Annotated in this window: 23 protein-coding genes and 1 pseudogene; 9 read left to right on the top strand and 15 right to left on the bottom strand. The window is 58.4% G+C overall.

The window, feature by feature from the left end; translation table 11 throughout:
- Positions 1 to 259 precede the first annotated feature (259 nt).
- Positions 260 to 1186, top strand: a complete 927-nt coding sequence (gene glfT1, locus ABRP95_RS07390) for a galactofuranosyltransferase GlfT1 (RefSeq protein ID WP_284771108.1) — start codon at positions 260 to 262, stop codon at positions 1184 to 1186.
- A gap of 12 nt (positions 1187 to 1198) precedes the next feature.
- Here glfT1 and ABRP95_RS07395 read toward each other — a convergent pair whose 3' ends face one another.
- The 3 genes from ABRP95_RS07395 to ABRP95_RS07405 are packed head-to-tail and all read right to left on the bottom strand — an operon-like array spanning position 1199 to position 3033.
- Positions 1199 to 1639 (bottom strand): GtrA family protein, encoded by a 441-nt coding sequence (locus tag ABRP95_RS07395; protein WP_284771109.1) that lies wholly within the window; start codon positions 1637 to 1639, stop codon positions 1199 to 1201.
- An 11-nt stretch (positions 1640 to 1650) separates the two neighbouring features.
- Complete coding sequence (locus ABRP95_RS07400) at positions 1651 to 2559, bottom strand: plasmid pRiA4b ORF-3 family protein (protein WP_284771110.1); 909 nt, start codon at positions 2557 to 2559, stop codon at positions 1651 to 1653.
- Between the two features lie 9 nt (positions 2560 to 2568).
- The gene (locus ABRP95_RS07405) at positions 2569 to 3033 is read right to left on the bottom strand and encodes a hypothetical protein (RefSeq protein ID WP_284771111.1); all 465 of its coding nucleotides are present in this window, start codon (positions 3031 to 3033) and stop codon (positions 2569 to 2571) included.
- Between the two features lie 34 nt (positions 3034 to 3067).
- Here ABRP95_RS07405 and ABRP95_RS07410 point away from each other — a divergent pair, with 34 nt between their 5' ends.
- The 5 genes from ABRP95_RS07410 (at position 3068) to ABRP95_RS07430 (ending at position 11377) form a co-directional block, all read left to right on the top strand.
- Positions 3068 to 3343 (top strand): hypothetical protein, encoded by a 276-nt coding sequence (locus tag ABRP95_RS07410; RefSeq protein WP_349839159.1) that lies wholly within the window; start codon positions 3068 to 3070, stop codon positions 3341 to 3343.
- A 126-nt stretch (positions 3344 to 3469) separates the two neighbouring features.
- Positions 3470 to 4885 carry a decaprenylphosphoryl-beta-D-ribose oxidase gene (dprE1, locus tag ABRP95_RS07415; RefSeq protein WP_349839160.1) on the top strand — a complete coding sequence of 472 codons (1416 nt, stop codon included), beginning with the start codon at positions 3470 to 3472 and terminating at the stop codon, positions 4883 to 4885.
- Between the two features lie 44 nt (positions 4886 to 4929).
- Positions 4930 to 5688, top strand: a complete 759-nt coding sequence (gene dprE2 / locus ABRP95_RS07420; protein ID WP_284771113.1) for a decaprenylphospho-beta-D-erythro-pentofuranosid-2-ulose 2-reductase — start codon at positions 4930 to 4932, stop codon at positions 5686 to 5688.
- A 193-nt stretch (positions 5689 to 5881) separates the two neighbouring features.
- Entirely contained in the window at positions 5882 to 7858 is a 1977-nt protein-coding gene (locus ABRP95_RS07425) for a galactan 5-O-arabinofuranosyltransferase (protein WP_349839161.1), read from the top strand.
- A gap of 75 nt (positions 7859 to 7933) precedes the next feature.
- Positions 7934 to 11377 (top strand): arabinosyltransferase domain-containing protein, encoded by a 3444-nt coding sequence (locus tag ABRP95_RS07430; RefSeq protein ID WP_349839162.1) that lies wholly within the window; start codon positions 7934 to 7936, stop codon positions 11375 to 11377.
- Positions 11378 to 11415: 38 nt separating this feature from the next.
- Here the strand turns inward: ABRP95_RS07430 and ABRP95_RS07435 are convergent, their stop codons facing one another.
- Entirely contained in the window at positions 11416 to 12294 is an 879-nt protein-coding gene (locus ABRP95_RS07435; RefSeq protein WP_284784906.1) for an alpha/beta hydrolase, read from the bottom strand.
- Between the two features lie 58 nt (positions 12295 to 12352).
- Positions 12353 to 14287, bottom strand: a complete 1935-nt coding sequence (locus ABRP95_RS07440; RefSeq protein WP_349839163.1) for a M13 family metallopeptidase — start codon at positions 14285 to 14287, stop codon at positions 12353 to 12355.
- A gap of 42 nt (positions 14288 to 14329) precedes the next feature.
- Between ABRP95_RS07440 and ABRP95_RS07445 the strand changes: the two genes are divergently transcribed.
- The 3 genes from ABRP95_RS07445 (at position 14330) to ABRP95_RS07455 (ending at position 17320) form a co-directional block, all read left to right on the top strand.
- Positions 14330 to 14911, top strand: a complete 582-nt coding sequence (locus ABRP95_RS07445) for a hypothetical protein (RefSeq protein WP_284783318.1) — start codon at positions 14330 to 14332, stop codon at positions 14909 to 14911.
- A complete protein-coding gene (locus tag ABRP95_RS07450) occupies positions 14912 to 15763 on the top strand; it encodes a PrsW family intramembrane metalloprotease (protein ID WP_284783317.1) in 852 nt (283 codons plus the stop codon).
- A gap of 225 nt (positions 15764 to 15988) precedes the next feature.
- Positions 15989 to 17320 carry an SLC5/6 family protein gene (locus tag ABRP95_RS07455; RefSeq protein ID WP_284771120.1) on the top strand — a complete coding sequence of 444 codons (1332 nt, stop codon included), beginning with the start codon at positions 15989 to 15991 and terminating at the stop codon, positions 17318 to 17320.
- An 18-nt stretch (positions 17321 to 17338) separates the two neighbouring features.
- On the opposite strand, the gene ABRP95_RS07460 is transcribed toward ABRP95_RS07455, so the two are convergent.
- The 10 genes and pseudogenes from ABRP95_RS07460 to ABRP95_RS07500 form a co-directional block, all read right to left on the bottom strand.
- Positions 17339 to 18187: a hypothetical protein gene (locus ABRP95_RS07460; RefSeq protein ID WP_296090121.1), complete on the bottom strand. Its 849-nt coding sequence runs from the start codon at positions 18185 to 18187 to the stop codon at positions 17339 to 17341.
- A gap of 72 nt (positions 18188 to 18259) precedes the next feature.
- On the bottom strand, positions 18260 to 18568 hold the full coding sequence (locus ABRP95_RS07465; protein ID WP_349839164.1) for an MGMT family protein: 309 nt from the start codon (positions 18566 to 18568) through the stop codon (positions 18260 to 18262).
- A 22-nt stretch (positions 18569 to 18590) separates the two neighbouring features.
- The gene (locus ABRP95_RS07470) at positions 18591 to 19418 is read right to left on the bottom strand and encodes a VOC family protein (RefSeq protein ID WP_349839165.1); all 828 of its coding nucleotides are present in this window, start codon (positions 19416 to 19418) and stop codon (positions 18591 to 18593) included.
- Entirely contained in the window at positions 19419 to 19703 is a 285-nt protein-coding gene (locus ABRP95_RS07475; RefSeq protein WP_349839166.1) for an RNA-binding S4 domain-containing protein, read from the bottom strand. It lies immediately after the preceding gene.
- Positions 19704 to 19759: 56 nt separating this feature from the next.
- The gene (locus ABRP95_RS07480) at positions 19760 to 20089 is read right to left on the bottom strand and encodes a YbjQ family protein (protein ID WP_200440534.1); all 330 of its coding nucleotides are present in this window, start codon (positions 20087 to 20089) and stop codon (positions 19760 to 19762) included.
- A 9-nt stretch (positions 20090 to 20098) separates the two neighbouring features.
- Entirely contained in the window at positions 20099 to 20755 is a 657-nt protein-coding gene (locus ABRP95_RS07485) for a LysE family translocator (RefSeq protein ID WP_234457176.1), read from the bottom strand.
- A 97-nt stretch (positions 20756 to 20852) separates the two neighbouring features.
- Positions 20853 to 21536, bottom strand: a complete 684-nt coding sequence (locus tag ABRP95_RS07490; protein WP_349839167.1) for a LysE family translocator — start codon at positions 21534 to 21536, stop codon at positions 20853 to 20855.
- A 72-nt stretch (positions 21537 to 21608) separates the two neighbouring features.
- A complete protein-coding gene (locus ABRP95_RS12085; RefSeq protein WP_349865592.1) occupies positions 21609 to 21827 on the bottom strand; it encodes an integrase core domain-containing protein in 219 nt (72 codons plus the stop codon).
- Positions 21828 to 21838: 11 nt separating this feature from the next.
- Positions 21839 to 22159, bottom strand: a complete 321-nt coding sequence (locus ABRP95_RS12090; protein WP_502880366.1) for a DDE-type integrase/transposase/recombinase — start codon at positions 22157 to 22159, stop codon at positions 21839 to 21841.
- Positions 22160 to 22356: 197 nt separating this feature from the next.
- Positions 22357 to 23551, bottom strand: a pseudogene (locus ABRP95_RS07500) (IS3 family transposase).
- Between the last annotated feature and the right edge of the window lie 142 nt (positions 23552 to 23693).

Genomic DNA, 23693 nt, shown 5'->3' on the forward strand with positions numbered 1-23693 from the left:
CCACCTTAAAACGTGAAGTGCTACGTGATCGGAAAGTCTTTGACAACCCAATTACCTGTCGCCAAGAGGTCTTCCGGTGGTGCATGCGCTATAACACGCGCCGGCGGCACTCCTGGTGCAATCTCGTAGCGCCTGATGTCTTTGAAACCGAGACTTCGGCTATACTGACCACAGCAGCATAGCTAGCCCCCGATGTGTCCACTTTTCGGGGGTCGGGCCCGAGTGTTTATCCGCGGCAGATCCATTCCCCGGTGGCAAGATGGAACGCATGACTGCCACCCTTGATTCCACCGGTACCACCGCTGCCGTCATTGTCACCCACCAGCGCGCGGAATTGCTGCGCGCCTCGCTCGAAAAGGTAGTCAACCAAACCCACCCCGTGCAGTGGGTTATCGTGGTGGATAATGGCGCCGAGGATGCGGTCCGTGACGCGGTGGAATCCCTGGCAGGCGATCGCGCGGTCTACGTGCCGTCCAAGACCAACCTGGGTGGTGCGGGCGGTTTCGCCCTCGGTTTCCTTACCGCGCTATCACTCGGCGCCGATGCCGTGTGGTGCGCCGATGATGATGGCCGCCCCGCCGATTACGGCGTATTAGAAGAGCTCTACCGCGTGGCAGGAAATAATAACCTGCACGAGGTCTCACCTGCCGTGTGCAATATCGACGATCCCGGCCGCTTGGCCTTCCCGCTGCGCCAAGGGCTGGTGTGGCGCCGCCGCATGGAGGAGCTGGAAGGAGACTTCTTGCCCGGGATCGCCTCCCTGTTTAATGGCGCCCTGATTTCCGCCGCGGCGATGCAGACCATCGGCGTGCCGGATTATCGCCTTTTCATCCGCGGCGATGAGGTGGAATACCACCGCCGCCTGGTCAACTCCGGGCTGTCCTTCGGCACAGCTTTGACCACCAGCTACCTGCACCCGGATGGCTCGGATGAATTCAAGCCCATCTTGGGCGGAAAGATGCATACCCAGTACCCGGAGGGCGAGTTCAAGCGCTATTTCACCTACCGCAACCGTGGCTACCTGCTGTGGCAACGCGGCATGCGCAAGCTTTTGCCCCAGGAATTTGCCCGCTTTGGCTGGTTCTTCTTGGTCCAACGCCACGATCCGGCTGGATTCCTGGAGTGGCTCAAGCTGCACAACCGCGGGCGCCGCGAGGATTTCCGCCGCCCCGGAAATCGCTCCTAAGGCGCCGCAGGCCTACTTTTCTTTAAAGATAAAGACACGCTGGATGGCAAAGTTGGTCACCGTCGCCACGCCCTGGGCAATGACGAAGGCGATGGTGTCTTTCACCGCGCCTTCAAAGCCTAAGGAAATCAGCGGCTCATTGAGTACCCAGTACAAGAAATTCTGCACGGCAAAGGTGGATACGTATAACACGCCCACGGTCACGGCCGTGCGGCCGGACACCTTCGTGCCAAAGGTCCAGCGCGCATTGGCCAGATAGGCAGCGATGGTGCCAAAGACCCAACCAATCGCCTTCGCCCCAGAGCGGTGCAGACCTAAATGGGTCAATAACAGCGTCAGCCCATAATCAATGACGGCGGCAAAGACGCCTACCGCAATAAATCGCACCAACTGCTGCTTCAAAGAGCTGGAGGGGCGCTTTACTTCTGCAGCATCTTCAAGTGGATTAGTCACAGGCAGTTAGCTTACCCGCGCAGCAGCGCGCGGTACATGTCTAGGCGGTACACCGGCGCGGCGGCGTCCTTACCGTAGGCACCAATCTGGGATAGCTGGTCCAAGGAGGCATCGCACAGCGCGCGAATCTCCGCGCCTTTCAAGGTATTGCCATCATCATTGACCCAGCCCAAGGCATCCATGGTGGTTTCCACCACGGAATCGGTCAGCTCCTCACCGCCCATGCAGGATATAGCCAAAGCCATGGACCAAAAAGCATCTTTGCCCTCATTGGTGACCTCGCGCGGCAGGCTGGCCAGTGCCTCGGCGGTGGCCGCCGGTAGATCACTTCCGCGGTTTAAGTCCATGGCTTGTAAGAGGGGAACAAAGTCATAGAGCTTAGTGCGTTCGATGAGCGCCCTTACCTGTGGTTTAACCTTGGCCAGGACTTCATCGGTGATCTTTTCACCGGTCAATTCCCGGTTCACCGCAGTAAGTTCAAAGGGCGCAAAGAGATTACCCGAGCCACCCACGCACAGTGCGTTGGGGGTGCCATTATCGCGGGGATAGATTTCCGCGACCACCAGCTCAAAGTCCCAGAGGCCCCAGACAAAATCGATCTGGTCGCCCTCGCGCCAGAGGAATTCGGATGCCTGGCGCTCTGGGTCAAGGCGCGGGCCGCGGGCATCACTGTGCTCGTAAAAATGCCACGGGGAGTTTTCATCTGGCAGACCGAAACAGATGTGCAGTACTTTCTGCAGCTCATGCAAGGTAAGCGCATCGCTAAAACCAATTTGGCGGTGGACTTCCCCATCCGCACGGATATTGGAGGCTTGGCAGATGACGGTGAGCGGTTCCCGCTTTAATGACAGCAGCGGGTCGGCACGACGAGCCCGTGCCTGTGAAATATCGGTGACCCCTGCATTCATGGGCCCCACCATACGCAAATTTTAAGAAGCCAGTTTTTCTATATCTCGCGCTTCCATCCCACTGATGATAAATGTAGTTGCCGCTCCGATTGCTCCCAACAGCGTCCACGGGCGCTTGACACCGCGCTTCCGCAGGAAAGACACCACCTTGCGGGACACGGCTACATCGGCCCATAGAGCAAGGCCCACTAGGATAAGCACCGCTGCCAAAATGGCCCAGAGCTTAAGACCCTTATCCGCAAATTCCTGCGGGGAGCGTGGTTCATCGCCGTCCTCTTCGGCCTGGGCATTGGTATAGGCCACCAATGCGCCAAAACCAATCGTGGACAAAACGTAGGCGGTAATAAGTCCCTTTTTGGATTTAATCCAGTCCGGGTAAGAGGTGACGATACCTTGGGCGGCCGCTTGGGTGATGCGCCCAGCCAAGGTGTCATCGAGGGCGTAATTATCGCGGGATTCTTCTGCTGCTTCGCGGTTGTTTGTCATAGCGACCACTCTAAGCGGCGGTAAGCTATTGCGCATGTACTCGGAAAAGACAGAGCATATGACCCCCGCCCAGCAAGCCGCTCAGGATGAGCGGGCCGAGGACGATAAGCGCAACGGGCACTTTGAAGCAACAGAGCACACCAATCTGCCGCTCAGCCCCTTTATGACGCGCCTTTTAGCAGAGGAAATGCCGATTTTGGATTCCACTTCGCGGCGTCGGGTGTACGAGATTTTAGGAACCTACGAAGGGCCCACGATTGAGTCCCTAGCAGGGCTACCGGAAGAAATCCGCGAGATCATGGATCTCTAAAGCGCCGCATTCGGGGCAGTCTGTGTGCCCACGATGTTTTAAATATCACGAACGTCACTCCAGCCACCGCACTATGAGCTAGGTAGGCTGGTACATCGATACAATCCGTCGAGCAAAGAGTAAGAGATGGAACTACATACCACCGAAAAGTCCCTGCACGGCTGGGGCCGCACCGCCCCCACGACCGCCCATGTGCTGTCCACGGAAGACGTGGACGTCATCAAGAATGCAGTGGCACAGGTCGCGGTCGATAACTCGGACAAGCCCGCCCACCTGCGCCGCGGCGTCATCGCGCGCGGCATGGGACGCTCCTATGGTGACCCCGCCCAAAATGGCGGCGGCCTGGTCATCGACATGCAAAAGCTGAACAAGATCCACTCCATTGACCCGGAGTCCGCGCTTGTTGATGTCGATGGTGGCGTCACCCTTGACCAACTCATGAAGGCCGCGCTGCCCTATGGCCTGTGGGTTCCGGTCCTGCCGGGCACCCGCCAGGTCACCATCGGCGGCGCCATCGGCCCCGATATCCACGGCAAGAACCACCACTCCGCCGGTTCCTTTGGCAACCATGTGGTCTCCATCGAGCTGCTGGTTGCTGATGGCCGCGTTCTCCACCTCACCCCAGAAGGCAGCGAGGATGACCCGAGCGGTGACCTCTTCTGGGCCACCATCGGCGGCATGGGCCTTACCGGCATCATCCTGCGCGCTACCATCCGCATGACCAAGACGGAAACCGCCTACTTCATCGCGGATACGGATCGCACCGATAACCTGGAAGAAACCATTGCCTTCCACTCGGATGGTTCGGAGCACAATTACACCTACTCCTCTGCATGGTTCGATGTCATCTCCCCAGAGCCGAAGCTAGGCCGCTCCACCATTTCCCGCGGCTCCCTGGCCACCTTGGCGCAGCTCGAGGAATTGGCCCCCAAGCTGGCGAAGGATCCGCTGAAGTTCAACGCGCCGCAGCTGATGACAGTGCCGGATATCTTCCCGTCTTGGACGCTGAATAAGCTCAGCCTGTCTGCTGTGGGCTTGGCTTACTACACCATGGGCGCGCCGGCGAAGAACCAGGTAAAGAACTTGACGCAGTTCTACCAGCCGCTTGATCTCATTGGTGAGTGGAACCGCGGCTATGGTTCCAAGGGCTTCCTGCAGTACCAGTTCGTCGTTCCCACGGAGGCCGTGGAGCCGTTCAAGGAGATCATTCGCGATATCCAGCGCTCCGGCCACTACTCCGCGCTGAACGTATTCAAGCTCTTCGGCGAAGGCAACCGCGCGCCACTGTCGTACCCGATGCCGGGCTGGAACGTCTGCGTTGACTTCCCCATCCGCCCGGGCTTGGGCGAGCTTCTCGATGACCTGGATCGCCGCGTCATGGAGTTTGGCGGCCGCCTGTACTTGGCTAAGGAATCGCGCACCTCTGCCGAGAACTTCCACCAGATGTACCCGGGCCTAGAAGGCTGGCTCAAGACCCGCAATGACATCGACCCCACCGGGGTCTTTGCCTCCGATATGTCCCGCCGCCTCGAGCTGCACTAATCACTGGACTCATCACCACCCTCATGAAGGAGACTTTTTAAACCATGCTTAATGCAGTAGGCCAAGCCCAACACATCCTGCTTTTGGGCGGTACCTCTGAAATCGGCCTCGGCGTCGTCGCTGAGTTCCTTGAGCGCGGCCCTGCCAAGGTCACCCTGGCTGCCCGCGCCCAGTCCCCGCGCATCGAAAAGGCGCAGGCTGACCTAGAGGCCCGCGGCGCGGATGTCGAGGTCGTGGACTTTGATGCCACGGACTTTGACTCGCACCCGGCGGTCATCGAGAAGGCCTGGGAGCGCGGCGATGTCGATATCGCCATCGTGGCCTTTGGCACCCTGGGGGACCAGGAAGAGCTGTGGCAAAACCACGATAAGGCCGTGGCTTCTGCCCAGACTAACTACACCGCGCCCGTATCCTTCGGCGTGCTGTTGGCCGAAAAGTTCAAGCACCAGGGTCACGGCACCATCGTGGCTATGTCCTCTGTAGCGGGCATGCGCGTGCGCCGCTCCAACTTTGTCTACGGCGCCTCCAAGGCCGGCGTGGATGGTTTCTACATCAACTTGGATGAAGCGCTACGCGGCTCCGGTGCCAACGTGCTCGTCGTTCGCCCGGGCCAGGTTCGCACCAAGATGTCAGCCGAAGCCGGCGATGCCCCGCTGACCGTTAATGTCTCTGACGTGGCCAAGGCTACCGTGCAGGCGGTGCTGGATGGCAAGCAGTCCATCTACGTCCACCCGCTGTTTAAGTACGTCTCGCTAGCATTCAAGTTCATTCCGCAGCCCATCTTCCGCAAGCTGCCGTTCTAACCGTTTCCACTGTGCCCTGCGAACTGCAGGGCACAGTGAGTAGCGCACAGTGGGTAGCACACAGGGAGTAGCGCGCAGGGTACGCAGGGCCCTTAAAAGGCCCTCCGCCCTGCGCGCTTTGTTAGTTAATAAGCCACAGCTCACACCGCGCCTAATCCCAGAAGAGTGATTAAGGTATGCGAAACTAAAGGGCATGACAAGCCCAGCTACGCCTTCCCAACCAGCTCCAGTGAGCGAGAAGAAACACACCACCGCGTATCACGCAGATGCGCTACCCCACCGCTCTACCCTGCTGGGTATCTTCTTTTCCGCCCTCGGCGGCGGCATCGTCACCCTCCTTGGTTGGTATGCCTTCAAGGCGGTATCCCTGCCGTCCTTTAATACCTCCATGGTCACCCGCGCGCTATCTACCGTCGGCGTTGTCATCACCTTGGCGCTAGCGGGTGGGTTTAGCGCGTGGTGGATTTATGACCATTACAAGGAGACTTTCTCCAGGCCGCGGTGGCGCACGTGGGTAACGTATGCGGTGACCTACCTATCACCGGCTCTTTTAACCCTCGCATCCATCGGCCTGCCGCTTTCTGCCTCCCGCCTCTGGCTCGATGGCGTGCAGGTGGACCAGGCATTCCGCACCCAGTTCCTTACCCGCTCGGTGGATCAAATGGGCTATGCGGATATGAACTACCTGGACATGCCCACCTTCTACCCCGTGGGCTGGTTCTGGTTAGGCGGGCGCCTCGGCTCGTTGCTCGGCGTCCCGGGCTGGGAGGTCTACCAGCCCTGGTCGCTGATTTCCATTGCGGTAGCAGGCTGCATCCTCGTTCCCATCTGGCAGCACCTCACAAAATCCCTGCCGGTGGGAACCGCCATTGCGCTTACCACCACCGCCATCACGCTGACCATTGCGGCGGAAGAGCCGTACTCTGCCGTCATCGCCATGGGTATCCCAGCCATTGCGGTCTTGAGCGCTAGGGCTTTCCAGGGATCGCGCTTGTCCACCCTGGCGGTGGCCCTATACCTGGGCATTTCTGCCACTTTCTACACGCTATTTACTGGTGCGGCAGCGCTTACCGTCGTGAGCCTCATTGCAGTATTTACCGCATTCTATGAGCGCACGTGGCGCCCCATCGTCCGCCTTATCATCATCGCGGTTATCTCTATAGCCATCGCGCTGATCGCATGGGCCCCCTATCTCTGGAGCGTGCTGCACTCGACCGCACCGTTGCAAACCACCGCGCAGCACTACCTGCCGGAAGAAGGCACGCAGATTCCGGTACCCTTCTTGTCTTTGAGCATCATCGGATTCCTTTGCCTAGTCGGCTTGGTTTATATCGTCATGCGCCTGAAGAACGCGGAGATGCGCGCGCTCGGCCTTGCCCTCATCGGCATCTATGGGTGGATCGTCCTATCCATGGTGGTGACGCTAGCCGGCACCACGCTGCTGAGCTTCCGCCTCGAGGTCATCGTGGTGCTGCTATTTGCCACCGCTGGCATTCTCGCCCTAGGGGAAGTGCGCACCGTCGGCATCCACCGGCTATACCCCGCCAGCTTTTCCAGCGCGGGCAATAAGCGCCTGACCGCCGTCTTTGGTCTCATTTTGACGCTGGCGGGTGTTTTTTATGCCCAGCAGATCCCAGAGGAAAATGAGGATGCAATCGACTACGCCTACAGCGATACCGATGGTTACGGCGAGCGCGCGGATCGCTTTACCAGCGATTCCGCTCATTATTATCTGGATATCCACAACTTCATCCAGGATAAGGGCAATACGGCCAACGAAACGGTAGTCCTCACGGATGAAAAAACCTTCATGGCCTACTACCCGTACTGGGGCTTTAATGCCTTTACCAGCCACTATGCTAATCCCCTCGGGGAATTCAAGCACCGCAATGACCAGATTGAAGCATGGGCGGATGAATCGTGGGACTCTACTCCTGCAGAGTTCCAAAAATCCCTCGATTCCGCACCGTGGCGCGGGCCGGATGCCATCATCTTCCGCGGTGACCTCGACAACAAAGATGATGGATTCAAGGTGCACTTGGCTGAAGATATCTATCCTAATCAGCCAAATATTCGCTACCGCGCAGTCTTCTTCAACCCCGAGGTCTTTGCGGAAGGCTGGGAGCTGGAGCAAACGGGTCCATTCGTAACGGCGGTGCGAACCCAGTAAGTTTACCCACACTTCCCCGGGGTTATCGGGGCGTGCACACTGGAACTTGGGCCAGACTGACGTACACTAATCGCCGTGTCAGATAGCCTTAAAACGAAATCAAAAGAAGCACGCCCCTCTGGGCTAAGTATCGCCACAGCCCCTGCCGGGCTGCGCTGGACCGCGATCATCGCCGGGTTAATTGGTTTCCTGTGTTTTATAGCCACCCCGCTATTGCCAGTGAACCAAACCCAGTCTTCCTTTGATTGGCCGCAGAATGATTCGCTGCAATCTATCAATGCACCGCTTATCTCCGTGGCGCCAGAAAACCTGGAGGCCACCATCCCCATGTCCGCGGTGGATGAGCTCCGCGATGGCCAAAACATGGTCTACAGCACCGTCCCACCCGAGTCTAAGAAGGCCTCAAACCGCGGCCTATTTGTCCGCTCCGGCGATGACGGCCTGTCTGTGGTCTCGCTCGATGAGGTCCTGCTGACCTTAAGCGCTAAAGAAGTAGCGCAGCTTTCCGATGACGCCCAGCTGCACATCTCCGCCACCGGTGACGGCACCACCGTCAGCGTCGGCAAGCACAAAAAGGCCACCGAGGATGACCTACGCCCACAGGTCACCGGTGTGTATACCGAGCTCAAAGATGATGCCAATGTGCAAAGCTTGGTCGATGACGGGCTGAATATCCACGTCGATATCAACTCGCGGTTTACTTCTTCTCCCTCTCTGATTAAGTCCATCGCGATGTGGCTCGGCGTCGCCATGATGATTGTCTCGCTATTCTGCCTGTGGCGCATTGACCGCCTTGATGGGCAAAAGCTGCGCTTCATGCCAGAGACGTGGAAGAAGATTCGCCCCCTTGATGGCGTCGTCGCCGCAGTCTTGGGCTTCTGGTACATCTTCGGCGCCAATACCTCTGACGATGGCTTCATCTTCTCCATGAGCCGCGTCTTCGATAACGCCACCTACATGGCCAACTACTACCGGTGGTACGGCGTGCCGGAGGCGCCATTTGGCTCACCGTACTATGACCTCGTCGCACTACTTTCGCAGATTTCCGCCGCGTCAGTCTTCGTCCGCCTGCCCGGACTGATTTCGGGCCTGATTATCTGGTTCATTCTCTCGCGGGAAATGCTGCCGCGCTTTGGGGACATCGTCGATGCCCGCCGCGTCAGCCACTGGACCGCCGCACTGATGTTCCTGGCCTTCTGGCTGCCGTATAACAACGGCACCCGCCCAGAGCCAATCGTGGCTTTAGGCGTGATGGTGACGTGGGCATCCTTTGAGCGCGCCATTGCCACCCACCGGTTGCTGCCGGCCGCCGTGGGCACCATCGCTGCCACGATTACGCTCGCCGCTGGCCCCACTGGCCTTTTTGCGGTCGGTGTATTCCTCGTGAGCCTGCCACACCTATTCCGTGCCATGGCCGCGCGCGTGCCCGCCATGGGCGGCGGCGCTACCGGTTGGCTTAGCCTGGTTGCCCCATTTTTGGCCTCCGGCACTGCCATCATCGTCGCCGCCTTTGGGGATCAAACCTTGGCCAGCGTTGCCGAATCCACCCGGGTGCGCTCGGAGGTCGGCCCGTCGCTGCCGTGGTATTCCGAATACGCCCGTTATTCCACGCTCTTCCAAGAATCCGTGGATGGCTCGCTGACCCGCCGCTTCGCCGTACTCACCATGCTGTTTTGCTTGGTGCTCATCCTGGCTGCGTTTATCAAGGATCGCCGCGTTATTGGTGCCGCAGTCGGCCCCACCCAGCGCCTGCTCATCATCGTGGCGCTGTCGATGTTCTTCCTCATGTTCACCCCGACCAAGTGGACGCACCACTTTGGTATCTATGCCGGTGTTGCTGGGGTGATCGCTGCGCTGGCTGCCGTAGTGCTATCCCGGTTTGCGTTGCGCTCCCCGCGCGCCCGCACCTTTAGCATCGCCGCGGTGCTCTTTTTGCTCGCCATCTCCTTCGCGGGTTGGAATGCATGGTGGTATGTATCCTCCTTCGGCATCCCGTGGTGGGATCGCACGGTGCAGTTGAAGGGCGTTGAGGCCAACTCGATCCTGCTCGCCATCTCCTTGGTCGTTCTCGCGATCGGCGTAGTGCAATCCTTGCGCCACAGCCATCGCAAATTGCAGGCCCAAGAGGAAGGCACGGAAAAAGAATTCAAGCAAGAAGCCGCCGCGAAGGTATCGCGCTCGGCCGGCATCATGTCCGCGCCCATCGCTGTAGCCTGCGCCATTGTGGTGGCTTTTTCGATGGCTTCCTTTGCCAAGTCCACCGTCGCCCAGGCGGATTCCTACTCAGTGGGCAAGGGCAACCTTGCATCCTTGCGCGGTGATACCTGCTCGCTGGCAAATGAAACCTTGGTAGAAACCAATACCAATGACTCCTTCCTCACCCCAGTAGATGGTGACTTGGGCGATTCCTTGGTAGATAAGGATGAAACCAGCAATGGATTCGGGCCAAATAATATCCCCGAATCCATCGAGCCTGAGGATCAAGATTCTGCTTCTGTGGGTGCTATTGGAGATAGCTCCCAAGATTCCGACTCCACCAGCCAAGACGATGCCACCGCTGGTACGGATAAGGAATCCGGCGGGGATTCTTCTGATTCGCAGGAGACCCGCCGCGCTGGGAAGAAGGCTTCAGAAAGCACCGATACTTCTGAAGGCGGTGTCCGCGGCACGCAGGGCGTCAATGGCTCGACCATGCACCTGCCCTTCAACTTGGACTACACCACTGTGCCAGTCTTGGGCTCCTACACTGAAAGCCAAGAGTCGCTGTCCCAGGTAACCACGAAGTGGTATCACCTTCCGGAGACCACGGAAAATACCCCGGTTCTGGCTGTCAGTGCCGCAGGCAAGATTTATCACCACGATGTCAATGATGTGGAACAAGAGGGCATGGAGCTCACCTTGGAATACGGCACCATTGATGAGAATGGCAAGGTCACCGATAAGGGAGAAGAAGAGCTTTCCGATGTCGGCGCCACCCCCAAGTGGCGCAACCTGCGCCTGCCCATGGATAAATTGCCGGAAGAAGCCAATGTCGTGCGCCTAGTGGCCGAGGATGATTCCACCGATGAAGACGACTGGCTAGCCTTCACCCCGCCGCGCGTGCCGGAACTAGACACCATCAATAACCAGTTCCCTGCGGAAAAACCCGCACTCTTGGACTGGTCAGTGGCTCTGCAGTTCCCTTGCCAGCGCACCTTTGACCACTACGCCGGCGTAACCGAGATTCCGGAGTATCGCATCCTCCCAGATGCGGCGGCGCAGACCTCCCTGACGGATTTCCAATCCTTCTCTGGCGGCGGTGCTATGTCCACTGCGGAAGCGGTGAACTACTCCTACGAAATCCCGAGCTACCTCAATAACGATTGGGCCCGCGACTGGGGTGCCATTGAAAAGTACGAATTGCGTACCGATTCACAGGGCAATACCCCGGCCAAGGCAGAGATCGATTATGAGGACGTTACTCGTTCTGGACTGTGGAAAGAATCCGAGATGAAGATCCGGCCAGAGGGCGAGCAATAGCAACCACCCCCTAGCTGTGCAGCCAGCCGCAGCCGGTTTTATTGCGTCAGCTCACCGCGCAAAAAATCGGCGGCGTCCTGCACGCGCTGGCGCGCCACGGCCGGGGTGGACACGCGGTGGGTGGAGACGTAATCGCGCTCTTTAGCCTGGGGGATGCGGACGCGATCGGCTATCTCGTCCTCGGTCGCGGTCTGCACGAAGGTCTCGGGGAATTGCGCGGGCAGTTCATAGCCCCCGCGGTAATCCTCCGGCAAGTTGGCCAGGGCACCGAAGTCGGGGAAGGTGAGCAAGAGGGCATCGGCAGGCGCGAGTGCTGCTAACGCGCCGCCAGAAGAATATCCCCACGTGGTGACGTGGGAGGCGCCCTGCTCGCGGGCGTAATCAATGGCGCGGTCGACCGCCGTAACCATGTCTTTAACCGTATGTTTCGGCGCGAGCGGATAATCCACGTCAATGATCGTGGTGCCGGAAAGCTGCGCGGCGGCGGCGACCTCGGGGCGCCACTGCATTTCCAGTGCCTTGCCATCGCCGCGCCACCAGCCACCGGAATGCAGTGATACCGCCCACCGGCCGGTGGGCTCGGACGGACGGAAAATGGTGCCGACCTCGGCTGATTCTACGGTAATGCCGTCTGTAAACGCCGTGCCTGGAAGCGCGTGATTAACCCCGGTGCCCAAAACCATCATGGCGGCGTGGGTGATGCGGTCTGGCAGCAGTGCGCAATACTGGTCTGCCTCCGGCGAACCACCGCCGGCCCAGGGCGGGCGGAAATCCGGCGTCTCATAATGGGCGTCGATATAAGAAACTAGCTGCTCTAGCTGCTCTTCTTCGCTCATCTGGCGGTCTTGCCCGCCGATGCGCCATTCTTGGCCAGGCTCTAGCGGCCGGTGGGGATCTTTATCGTGTGCATCAGTCATATCCCCGAGCCTACGCGTGTACATAACGCGCACAAGGCCGGCTCGGGGAAGAACTGATTTACCAGATGGTCACCCGGTCCTCTGGGGCCAGGTACATTGCGGAGTCTTTGTCTACGTCGAAGGCCTCGTAGAACTCAGCGATATTCGCGGCGATGAGGTTGCAGCGGAACTCCGCGGGCGAGTGCGGGTCAATGGCCAGGTACTGGGTCGCCATCTCCGGGCGGATGGCCGTGCGCCAGACGCGGGCCCAGGACAAGAAGAAGCGCTGCAGGCCATTGTAGGTGTGCTCGGCCAATTCCGGCTCGGCGCCATCAACCACAAATTCTTCTTCTTGGCCAAGCAGGTCAATGCCCTTATCAGCGCAGTAGTTCTTGTAAGCCACCACGGAAATGCCCAGTCCGCCCAGGTCACCGATGTTTTCGCCCAAGGTGAATTTGCCGTTGACGCCGGCGGATTCGGTGCCAGCCTCCTTCAGCACCGTGGGGACCTGGCCATCGAATTGCTCCACCAGCTTTGCCGTAAGCGCCTCAAAGTCCGCGCGGTCTTCATCGGACCACCAGGAGTTCAGGTTGCCCTGGCCATCGAATTGCGAGCCCTGGTCATCAAAGCCATGCCCGATTTCGTGCCCGATGACAGAACCAATGGCGCCGAAGTTCTCTGCGGCATCCGCATCAGGGTTATAAAACGGCGGGCGCAGGATGGCGGCCGGGAAGGTGATGTCATTGACCACCGGGTTATAGAAAGCATTCACGGTCTGCGGAGTGGTGACCCACTCATCGCGGTTGGCGGGTTTGCCAATCTTTGCCAGCTCATAGTCGTGGGAAAAGGCGGACCCGGCGCGGGCATTGGCAATCAGATCCGCTCCCTGGTCAGAAATCTCCAGCCCGGAGTAATCACGCCAGGTATCGGGGAAACCAATCTTGGCCTTGAACTGGGAAAGCTTTTCTAGGGCGCGCTCGCGGGTCTGCGGGGTCATCCACTCCAACTGGGAAATGCGCTCGCGGTAGGCGGCGATGAGGTAGTCCACCAGCTCATCCATCTCGCGCTTGGAGGATTCTGGGAAGTGCGCGTCTACGAACTCTTTGCCAATTTCCTCTCCTACCAGGCTTTCTGCCAGGCCCACCGCGCGCTTCCAGCGGTCGCGCTGCTGGGTGGCACCAGAAAGGCGGGTGCCATAGAACTCGAAGTTCTTGGCGCCTACTTCTTCCGGCAAGAGGGCCGCGCGGGAGCGCAGAATGTGCCAGGTAGCCCACAGCTGCCAATCGGCCATGCGGTCAGCGGTAAAGAGCTTTTCCAGGTGCTCCAGGTAGGACGGCATCATATTGACCACGCGGTGCTCCGGCAGCTTTCCACCAGCGAGCAAGGCTTGGGTGATGGAAGGCAGCTCAGAAAATTCGCACGGGTTATTGGTCTTTACCGCATCGCGGGTAGAAACCACGTCCCAGTGGCCTGCCGCCAGTTCTTTTTCCAAGCTGACGATGCGCTCGGCGGCTACCTCGGTGCCGAGGCCAAATAGGCGGGTGGGCTCGATAAAGCCCAGCATCTCCGCCACGTGCTTTTCGTAGGCGGCCAGCGTTTCTGCGTGCGCTTCTTCGCGGTAGTAGGCCTCATCCGGCAGGCCCAGCCCGGATTGCACGATATAGGCAACGGCCTCTTCCGAGCCGGAATCCTTTTCTACCCAAAACGTCGCCGGCGCCCCCACGCCCTCGCGCTCGAGCTCGCCCAAGCGGTGCGCCAATTCCGTGGGATCGGCCGCACTCAGGCGGTCAAGGTCCGCATCCAGCGGGGCCATGCCGGCATTGTTGACGCCCGCGGTATCCATGAAGGATGCATACAGCTTGCCGGGGCGACCATCGTTGTCTTTAACGATGTCATGAACTAGTTCTTCTGCTTCATCGCGCAGGGCGTGGAAGGTGCCATCCACACCGCGGTCATCTGGGACAACGTGATTTTCTACCCAAGGTCCATTGACTAATTGATAAAGATCTTTCATGGTTGCCACTGTAGGCCAAACCTTCCAGTTAAGGTATGGACTATGGAAAAATTCCGCTTTCCACCAGCCCGGCCGCGCGTCCTATTTATCGCTGTCCTTGCCTTTGTGACGTTGGTCCTTGCCTTGCCCGCCATCGTCCACGCGGTGCTACCGCCACACCACGCCGATGTGGAGCAGGTAACCCTATCTGATCCCAGCCAGGACTGGGATATTACCGTGTCCGATCTGTACTGCGAGCGCGACTATACTTCGCTGGCTAGCGTTGGCTGGACCTGCGGTGACGCCTCCGTGCAGGCGGTCATCGTGGAAGATACTGACGACGACGAGCACACCCTGCGCCGTATGGTCCGAGCCTATGGCATGGCTCCGGGCCTTCCAGAGGGCGAGGTATATGAAGGAAAATATGGTGCCCTCGCGCTTGCCGATGCCCCCTCCTCCACCGCCGCCATCTCCATCAACGGCACCGGTGCGGACGAGAATAAGGACTGGGTGGTCACCGTCACCGGAGATTCCGCGGCAACGCGCACGACCACTGAACGCATCTGGAAAGCCTTTGGGCAAGAGGAACTACCAGAAGAATTCACTGCTGATATCGCGGAGTTTTCTGGAAAGGCCTTGGTATAAATGTCTAAACTTTTTCGCACCGCGCTGTGGATTTTCTCCGGCCTGGGACTTATCGGTTTTATCTCCCAGACGGTCATCACCCTATTGATCTCACCGCTGATGGGCATTATCAGCATCCTCATCGCAACGGTTCTTGTGGCAATTGTCATCGCGGTATTGCAGCTGAGCCCCATGTGGGCGCGCCCGGCGCGCGTATGGGCACCACTTGCCTTTTTATGGGGTTCTGGCATGGCCATTAGCTTGGCGGCTATAAGCTCCACACCGGTCATGCAGCTCGCCATCAATTCCGGGTGGGTCGATTCCTTCATGTCATGGAGTGGTGCCTATCCTGAAGAGATTTCCAAGGCCGCAGGTGTTTTATTCGTCCTGATGTCCTTCCGCCAACTCAACCGCCCCTGGCACGGGTGGATGGTCGGCGCCGTCGTTGGCCTAGGCTTTGAAGCCAATGAAAACATCCTCTACGGCTCCATGGGCGCTACCACTCACCCGGATAGCGATTTCGTTGGGCTCGTACAGATGTGGGGCCTGCGCCTTATCGCTGGCCCTGGCCTGCACGTCTTGCTCACGGCCCTAGCCGGTTGGGGCATCGGCTGGGCTCTCTACGCTGCGGCCAAACCGCTCTGGTGGCGCATCGGCGTGGCTCTCGGCTGCCTCGCGGTATCCTTTCTCCTGCACTTTGGCTGGAATTACCTGCACGATTCCGATACCGCGGCCGTCATCCAAGCCCTTTCCGTGGCAATCATCTTGTACCCGCTGAGCATCTGGCTCATACTGCGCGGCAATAAATACGCCAACAACGATGACAGCTATAGCCACAGCACTGCGGAGGACGCGCTAGTCTTCACGCGCTAATGCCCAGCGTGCTTGTTCTCCCAAAATTGTCCAAGACAACCGCATTCCGCAAAAATTTCTCCCGATTTTCGGTGAAACGCGGTTGCTTTGGACGCCTAAGCCTTCTGGAACCCACCCCAGTCGCATAAATATGTGGTTTAAAGCACATGTTGGTAGTGGGCTTCGCTACACTTTCTACAAGGCGCTTTTGCCACTAATCCTCCATTTTAAGGACTGAGGACCTTCATGAATGCCCCAACCCACGAGTCCCGCACGGATGACAGCACGGAAAGTACCAAGGGGGCAGCTCCAACAAATTCCGCAGAGGAAGTCAACCGGCAAAAGGCGGTGGGCTCCACCCTGTCTTGGGTCATCGCGCTTTTTGGCACCGGTGTTGGTGCCGGCATCCTCTTCTTGCCGCTCAACGCAGGCGCCTTCGGATTTTGGCCGCTCATCTTTGCCACCGTATTCATCTTCCCGTTGGTGTATTTTTCCCACCGGACCTACGCCCGCATAGTCAGCGGCGCGCCACAAGAACAACACGGTAAAGATGTCCTGGAGCTGGTGCGCTACTACCTTGGCCGCAATAGTGGCCTTTTCATCGCCGTCTTGTATTGGCTAGCCATCGTGCCGACGGTGCTCATTTACGGCATCAGCATTACCAATGTGGTCGATAGCTTCATCGTCAACCAGCTCGGCGGGCCGAGCATCAATCGGTGGATATTGTCCATTGCCTGCGTGGGCGTTATGACGGGCCTTTTTGCCATCGGCCGCCGCCCCATGCTGTGGCTGGCCCAGATGCTGGTCTACCCGCTCATCGTCGCCCTGGCGGCAACCTCCATTTATTTGATCCCCAAGTGGGATTTCGAAAGCTTCCTCAACGTTGAATACGAAGGCGGCCTCTGGGGAATCCTTAAGGGCATCCTGCTTATCCTGCCGGTGCTGGTCTTTTCCTTTTCCCACATGGCCGCGCTATCGCAGTTCTCCGTCGACGTGCAGCCGGCCTACGGCAAGAAGACGGAGAAGTTCGTCTCCCGCGTAGAGCTCTATACCGCTGCAATGCTCGTGGTATTTACCATGTTCTTCGTCTGGTCCTGCGTTCTCGCACTTGGCGCGGACGGAATGAAGGAGGCGGTCGATCAAAACATCCCGGTGCTGTCTTATTTCGCCAACGTCACGGGCACGCCATTCATTGGTTATATGGCACCGCTTATTACCATGTGTGCAATCATTTCTTCCTACTTTGGACACATGCTTGGTTCCGAGGAAGGTACAGAATATCTACTGCGCATTGCCGTGCCCCGCATGGCCAATAAGCTCTCGCGCCGCGCACTGCTCAACACCATCTATGTCATCGTATTCGTGGCAACGACCCTCGTCGCCGTCTTCAACCCCTCCATCATGGACATGATTTCGGTGGTTGGCGGCATCTTTGTGGCATTCTTGGTCTATCTGGTGCCGGTCTACATGTTTAAAAAGGTCGATGACTATTCCCAGTTCAAAAACGATATCTGGAATTACTTCGTCTTCGGCATGGGCCTTGTCATCATGGCCGTGACCGTCTGGAACCTGATCTAAAAACCAGTCCCTCGGCGCTTATTGGCACACCCGCACCTGGCTTACCTGTGCTAGGGCTTGATTAACGTTTGCGCACGCTTGGCGCTCAAGGTCGGCCGCGGTGCGGGTGGCATCGCGAAGCGCCTGCTGCGCAGGTCCTTGCAGGTTGAGGTCGTTTTCAATGCGCTCGCCGATGGCCTCACTGGATCCGCCGACTGGGGCATTGTTGACACCGCGCGTGACATCCGCGGTATGGGTCTGCGCATCGCCGTACGTGTTGGCGGCTACGGTAAACCCATGCCCAGTAGATACGGAGGCGTGGATGGTGCGATCATCAGACCAGCCGAATTTGGTGCCCCATACTCCGGGAATGTGATCGGTGCCGAAATCCTGGCGGTATCCATCCGCAGCCACGGGAGCGGCGGTAGCCATTCCCGCGAAAATGGGCGCCGCGATGGGATCGTTCTGGATCTCGGCAGTAAACCGCGCGACATCTTCGCTCGAGGTCTTCGTGGTTCCCCAGTAGCCGGTGTAGTGAGTCTCGCTCAGCCCGAATTCCTGGATGATGCTGGGAATGGCCTGCGGGTAGCGGCGGTCCAGGTCGCTGGCCACGTTATCGTCGCTGTAGCGAATCATATTTTCCACTTGGTCCTTATCGGCGGCAGAACCATACTTGAGCACCCAATATCCCAGATAGAGCTTGCTCAAGGACAGCGCCGGACGGGACTCGTGGCTATTGGCGGTAGAAACGGTGGCGCCGGAATCGTGCCTAACGGTGATTTGCGTACGATCAGGCACGGATCGGGGATCGAGGCTGACCGCTTGGGCAGCAGGAATGGTCACGAAGGAAAGTGCGGTAACGAGAGAACCAATAGCTAATTTTTTCATAACGCATATAGCGTAGCTGGAGAGGTGCTGCAGCGCAGTCTATAACTGCAAAAAGTTTTCCTACTGCACTATCTATCGCATCAATACCGCTAGGTCCCGCGCATCCATGCCGTGCTTATGCATGGCGACGCGCCCGTGAGAATGCTCGATGCCCTCGCGGTCCCAGTATTCTTCCGCGCGAACGGGATCGTGGGAGGCACCATTGGCGCGGACCACGCGCCACCAGGCGGCGTTACCGCCGTCCCTATTCATCACGGTGCCGACATTGCGGGCCCCGCACCCGGCGAGTTTTGCCACCTCCCCGTAGGAGGACACATTGCCGGCCGGGATAACGGCCACGATGGCTAGCACGCGCTGTGCCAAATCAGAGGAGTCTGACATAAAACGCCTCTTCCCCCCGCGCTTAGTCCCTGGTGGGGTTGAGCACGTCGTCTGATTCGGTGGGCTCATCCTTGGGCGCGTCTTCCACCTCAGTCAGGGTGACAGTCGCGCCGGTGGAATCCGCGAGCAGGCACATGCGCCCGAAAGGGGAATCCCACGGTTCGCGGATGATTTCACCGCCGAGCTCTACCGCTTTCTTGGCGGCTTCATCGATATCGCGCACCCCTAGGTAGGTCTGCCAGAAGCTCAGTACCTGGGGCGGGAACTGGCCTTCGGCATTCCACAGGCCCGCGAACGGGGCGCCGTCTTCTTCCGCGGTGGCGTAAATGAAATTCTCGTCCTCGGACTCCATGGCGCGAATCTCCCAGTTAAATAACTCGCCATAAAAGTCCATGGCCTGCTGGAATCGCGTCGTAGCGGTCAGTTCGTGCCATACCGGGGTGCCGGGTTCGCCACCGGCAACGAAGTGCTCGGGGCCGGAGGGCTGGATGAGGCCGAACATGCCACCGGCGGCATCGGCAAGCAAGGCCATGTGGCCCAGTTCTACGGGCTGGGGCGCGGCCAAGATGCGCCCGCCGAGGTTCTCCGTGCGCTGGCAATCGCCGTCGATGTCCTTGGAGAGGAAATAGGTCACCCACGTATCCGGCATGGGTGCTTCGTCCGGCTGCGGGATGAGCCCAGCAATAGGCAGGCCCTGCAGGCGCGCCATCTGATAGGGGTTTTCCTCCTGGGTCTCGGCCGAGACTTCCCAGCCCAAGACCTGCTCATAAAAGTGGGCGGACTTGCGCGGATCCGAGGTGGTCAGATCGATCCAGTAGGGCATGCCTACTTCGGCTTCAAATGCGGGCATTTATAGATTCCTCCACTTTTCCGGATCAAAGTCATCGTCTGCGGTGGCTTCATCAAAATAGTCATCTTCATCATCGGGCTCGCCCACGCGCGCGCAGGTACCTTCGATGCACACCTCATCGCCAATCTGCAGCGTGGCGCCACGGCGGGTTTCGGTTTCACCATTGACCGTGACGGCGCCTTCTGCGATAAGTTCCTTGGCTTCACCACCGGTGCCGACCAAGCTGGCCAATTTAATAAACTGGCCCAATTTGATGGACTCGCCAGAAATTGCAACCTCAAGCATGCCGCCCAGCTTACCCAGAGCCCGTTCCCGCGCGGCTATGGGTGGGGTGCAAGGGCTTAGTCACGCGCGCGCAGCGAGACCGCCGTGCCCGTAGCGGTGACCAAGAGCATGTCATTATTGGTGCCCATTGGGGAATAGTCGAAGGCGATGCCCACCACGCCATCAGCGCCCAATTCCTGGCCGCGGCGCCACAATTCATCCAGCGCCGCCTCGCGGGCCTTGATGGCTTCGCTTTCATAGCCAGAGGCGCGACCGCCGGTGATATTGCGTATCGATGCCCCTAAGTCTTTGAGCATATTGATACCGGTAACGGTCTCACCAGCGATGATGCGCAGGTATTTGGTGATTTCATAGCCGTCGACGGTATTCGTGGTAGTAAAAATCATAACTTCAGGCTACATCGCAATGAGCCCGCGAATGCCTTCAAAGAGGATAACCACGCCGAGGAGCAGGAAGACGATGCCACTGACAATGTCCACCCACGCCGAGTTCTTGGCCATCCACTTCGATACCGCGCGCGTGCTCAGACCGACGCCAACGAAGAGAACCAAGCTTTCCAGCACCAGTACCGCGGCGACGACGACGTTTCCGCCCACCCCCATGCCTGGGTCGATGAAATTGGCAAAGATGGCTCCAAAGAAGATGACCACCTTGGGGTTTGAAAGGTCACAGATTAATCCCATGCGGTAGGCCGTCTTCGCCTTGATGATGCCGTCCGGGGTAAACCCGCGCGGTTGTGGTGCCTGCTTCTCTGTGCCCACGACGGTGGCTGGTGCACGCCGCTCCCGCAGACCGGAGGAAATCGCGCTATAGGCCATCCACAGCAGATAGCTGCCGCCGAGGACCTGCAGGAGCACCAAAATGCCCTCATGTGTAGAGATCAATGCCGAAAGCCCCGCGAGCGAAGCGATGGTCCACAGGGCAAGGCCCGTCGTGCTGCCAATGGCCACCCACACTGCCGCGCGGGTGGAACGCGCACCTAGGCGGATAATCTGCACCACATCTGGCCCCGGCGAAGCCATGGCCGCGAACCATATACCCATCAGGGTCATAAGGGCGCCTATAGCCACCTAACACCTCCACATTCGTATGCATTTTTACTAACGCGTACAACTGTAGGAAGTGTCTCACCTGCAGCGAAACAGGTAACTACTGTGACTTCAGCAGCGCGGTGGCGCCCTCCCCGGCCATCACCACACCGAGCAGGCCAAAGACGAGGCCTGAGACAATATCGATGCCGGCGGAATACCGCGCCGTCCACCGCGCGGCCGCGCGCACGAGCAGCGCAAAGGCGGAAAACCACACGAAGGACATGACCGCGAGGATTAACGCCACCGCGATAGTCCACCCCACGGACATATCTGGGCGGATGAATTGGGCGAATACCGCACCGAAAAACACCAAAGCCTTGGGGTTCGACAGGTTAGTCACTAACCCCAGCTTGAAGGCCCGCCAGTTGGTCTTGTCTTCGACATCGGCATCGCCAGCCGCCCGCGCCTGGTCCGCATAGTCTTCCGTGTCCACCTCGTAGGCGGGCGCGCGCCGCGCGGCTAACCCGCTGCGCAGGGACGATACGCCCATGTACAGCAAGAAAAGCCCACCGAGCAATTGCAAAATGCTCAGCACGCCCGGCCGCGCCGTAATCAGCGCCGATAAACCGGCCAGGGAGGCAACGATCCAAAAGACCGTCCCGCTAAATACCCCCACCGCGCACAATAGCCCGGCGCGCGTGGATCGTGGGGCCACGCGGATGACCTGCACGATATCCGGGCCCGGAGACACCAAAGCCGCGAGCCAAATCCCCATCAGGGTAAGAAGTGAGGAAATGGTCATGAACTAGATCCTTGTACCAGATAGAGGTTTCAGTCTGTAAATAATAGTAGTGAAGTGTCCCGAGTTTTGTTCCTAGGCATTTGCCTTGATTTCTATTATTCCCTGTTGCGGGTTCTTTTTCCACAATTCGGTTTCCACCTCGGCTGGGGTTCGGTATCCCAGGCTTTGGTGGAGCCTTACCTCGTTCCACCATGACACCCACTCAAATGTGGCGATTTCTACCTCGATAACGTCATTCCACCTGCGAGTATGGATCAGCTCGCCTCTTGTAGGAGCCGTTAACGTTTTCAGCTAGAGCATTGTCATAGGAGTCGCCAACTGTCCCAGTAGAAGCAGTGATCCCGTGTTGGGAAAGGCGCTCGTTGTAGACAATGCTGACGTACTATAAGCCGTGATCCGAATGGTGAATAAGGCCTGTTGTTTCCCTCGCGCTCACAATCGCTTGGTTGAGTGCTTGCAGCGGTAATGCCTGAAGTGCGCATCGAGTCCGATAATGCCCATCCGACGATCCGCCGGGAGTAAACGTCAGTGACAAACGCGGTGTACACAAAGCCTTTCTTCGTACGAACATACGTAATGTCGGCCACCCACAGCCTGTTTAAGGCCCTTGGCTTTGAACTCACGCTCGACCAAATCCGGGCGCAGATCCGGCACGTTGAGGTGTACGGGTTGTGGTAGGTGATCCGCCTTTGCCTGTGCCAGAAACACCAGCCAGGCGCATCAGCCGGGCGGTTTGTTCGCGACCGATGTCGATTCCGTCACGGTGAAGTGCATGCCACATTGGGGCCCGACCCCCGGACAGTGGACACGTCGGGGTTAGCTATGCTGCTTTGGTCAGTGTAGCTGATGTGAGTGCTTCGAAGTCATCGGGAGCTAGAAGGTTGCACCAGGAGTGTCGCCGGCGCGTGTTGTAGCGCATGCACCACCGGAAGACTTCCTGCCGGCAGATAATGGGATTGTCAAAGACTTTCCGATCACGTAGCACTTCACGTTTTAAGGTGGCGTTAAACGATTCTGCCAGAGCGTTATCAGCACTAGTTCCCACCGCTCCCATGGACTGGTGGACACCTAACGACGAGCAGTAGTTCCTAAAGGTTTGTGAGGTGTACACGCTGCCGTGATCAGAATGGAAAATAGCCCCGTCAAGACTGCCGCGCACGTCGTGTGCGTGGGCTAGGGCATCGATGACCAGTGAGACCCGCATGTGGTCTGCGAGTGCATAACCTGCAAGTTTCCGTGAGTAAGTGTCACTGACTGTAGCCAAATACATGTTCTTACCTCCCTTACACGGCAGGTAGGTAATGTCGCCGACATACACACGATTCGGCTCGTTGGCGGTGAATGTACGGCCTACTAAGTCCGGCATGACACGGTGGCCAGGCTTGCGCCTAGTAGTGACACATCGGCGGCGCTTGGTAAAGCCTTTGAAGTCCCATGGATTTCATGATGCGTGCGACCTTCTTGTGATTTATCGGGCCGAAGTCCGTATCGTCGTTGAGGCTTGCAGCGATGCGTTTAGCACCGTAAAGACCATGCTCATCATCGAAGATGGTTGTGATCCTTGCACCAATAGCGGCATCGGAACACATCTTTAACCTGCGCTTTTCACGGGTTTGCACCCATTTATAAAACGAGGAGCGATTGAGCTTTAACACGTGACACATCCGCTTAACCGAGTACTCGGTTCGGTGGTCATCGACAAACTGGAAGCGGATCACCAGTGAGTTGCTTTAAGCAAAATATTTCGCGGCCTTACGCAGGATGTCGCGTTCTTCGCGCAGCTTAGAGACTTCCTTTTCCAGCTGTCGGATTCGCGCAGAATCATTCGCCGCTTGGGCTTTATCATGCACAGCTTTAATGCGCGCACGCTTTCCGGTGCCGTACTTCTTGACCCAAGAATGCAGCGAAGCACGGTTGATACCGAGCTCTGCTGATGCTGCGTTCAGCGAGAGGTCCTCATTGTTCTCATAGAGAGCCACAGCATCGCGTTTGAACTGTTCGGAGTACCTGGACATGGTGGTAGATTACCAATCTTGCCAGCCCGACTGGGCTGGATATCAGGTGTCCACCAAACCGGGGTCAGGTCCTTGTCCGCACGCCGTAGACACCGTAATTATCCCGATGAACAGCACCAATGCGTTCAACTAGAACAACCGT

This window comes from Corynebacterium sp. KPL2895 (assembly GCF_040225815.1).
Classification (GTDB): Bacteria; Actinomycetota; Actinomycetes; order Mycobacteriales; family Mycobacteriaceae; genus Corynebacterium; species Corynebacterium rhinophilum.

Excerpts from the sequence above, each read along its gene's own strand:
- ABRP95_RS07485 (WP_234457176.1), bottom strand. The coding sequence starts at position 20,755 with ATGACCCTGATGGGTATATGGTTCGCGGCCATGGCTTCGCCGGGGCCA.
- ABRP95_RS07490 (WP_349839167.1), bottom strand. The coding sequence starts at position 21,536 with ATGACCATTTCCTCACTTCTTACCCTGATGGGGATTTGGCTCGCGGCT.
- ABRP95_RS07475 (WP_349839166.1), bottom strand. The coding sequence starts at position 19,703 with ATGCTTGAGGTTGCAATTTCTGGCGAGTCCATCAAATTGGGCCAGTTT.
- ABRP95_RS07465 (WP_349839164.1), bottom strand. The coding sequence starts at position 18,568 with ATGTCAGACTCCTCTGATTTGGCACAGCGCGTGCTAGCCATCGTGGCC.
- ABRP95_RS07400 (WP_284771110.1), bottom strand. The coding sequence starts at position 2,559 with ATGGTGGGGCCCATGAATGCAGGGGTCACCGATATTTCACAGGCACGG.
- ABRP95_RS07435 (WP_284784906.1), bottom strand. The coding sequence starts at position 12,294 with ATGACTGATGCACACGATAAAGATCCCCACCGGCCGCTAGAGCCTGGC.
- glfT1 (WP_284771108.1), top strand. The coding sequence starts at position 260 with ATGGAACGCATGACTGCCACCCTTGATTCCACCGGTACCACCGCTGCC.
- ABRP95_RS07455 (WP_284771120.1), top strand. The coding sequence starts at position 15,989 with ATGAATGCCCCAACCCACGAGTCCCGCACGGATGACAGCACGGAAAGT.
- ABRP95_RS07470 (WP_349839165.1), bottom strand. The coding sequence starts at position 19,418 with ATGCCCGCATTTGAAGCCGAAGTAGGCATGCCCTACTGGATCGATCTG.
- dprE1 (WP_349839160.1), top strand. The coding sequence starts at position 3,470 with ATGGAACTACATACCACCGAAAAGTCCCTGCACGGCTGGGGCCGCACC.
- ABRP95_RS07450 (WP_284783317.1), top strand. The coding sequence starts at position 14,912 with ATGTCTAAACTTTTTCGCACCGCGCTGTGGATTTTCTCCGGCCTGGGA.
- ABRP95_RS07460 (WP_296090121.1), bottom strand. The coding sequence starts at position 18,187 with ATGAAAAAATTAGCTATTGGTTCTCTCGTTACCGCACTTTCCTTCGTG.
- dprE2 (WP_284771113.1), top strand. The coding sequence starts at position 4,930 with ATGCTTAATGCAGTAGGCCAAGCCCAACACATCCTGCTTTTGGGCGGT.
- ABRP95_RS07410 (WP_349839159.1), top strand. The coding sequence starts at position 3,068 with ATGTACTCGGAAAAGACAGAGCATATGACCCCCGCCCAGCAAGCCGCT.
- ABRP95_RS07445 (WP_284783318.1), top strand. The coding sequence starts at position 14,330 with ATGGAAAAATTCCGCTTTCCACCAGCCCGGCCGCGCGTCCTATTTATC.
- ABRP95_RS07480 (WP_200440534.1), bottom strand. The coding sequence starts at position 20,089 with ATGATTTTTACTACCACGAATACCGTCGACGGCTATGAAATCACCAAA.
- ABRP95_RS07440 (WP_349839163.1), bottom strand. The coding sequence starts at position 14,287 with ATGAAAGATCTTTATCAATTAGTCAATGGACCTTGGGTAGAAAATCAC.
- ABRP95_RS07405 (WP_284771111.1), bottom strand. The coding sequence starts at position 3,033 with ATGACAAACAACCGCGAAGCAGCAGAAGAATCCCGCGATAATTACGCC.
- ABRP95_RS07425 (WP_349839161.1), top strand. The coding sequence starts at position 5,882 with ATGACAAGCCCAGCTACGCCTTCCCAACCAGCTCCAGTGAGCGAGAAG.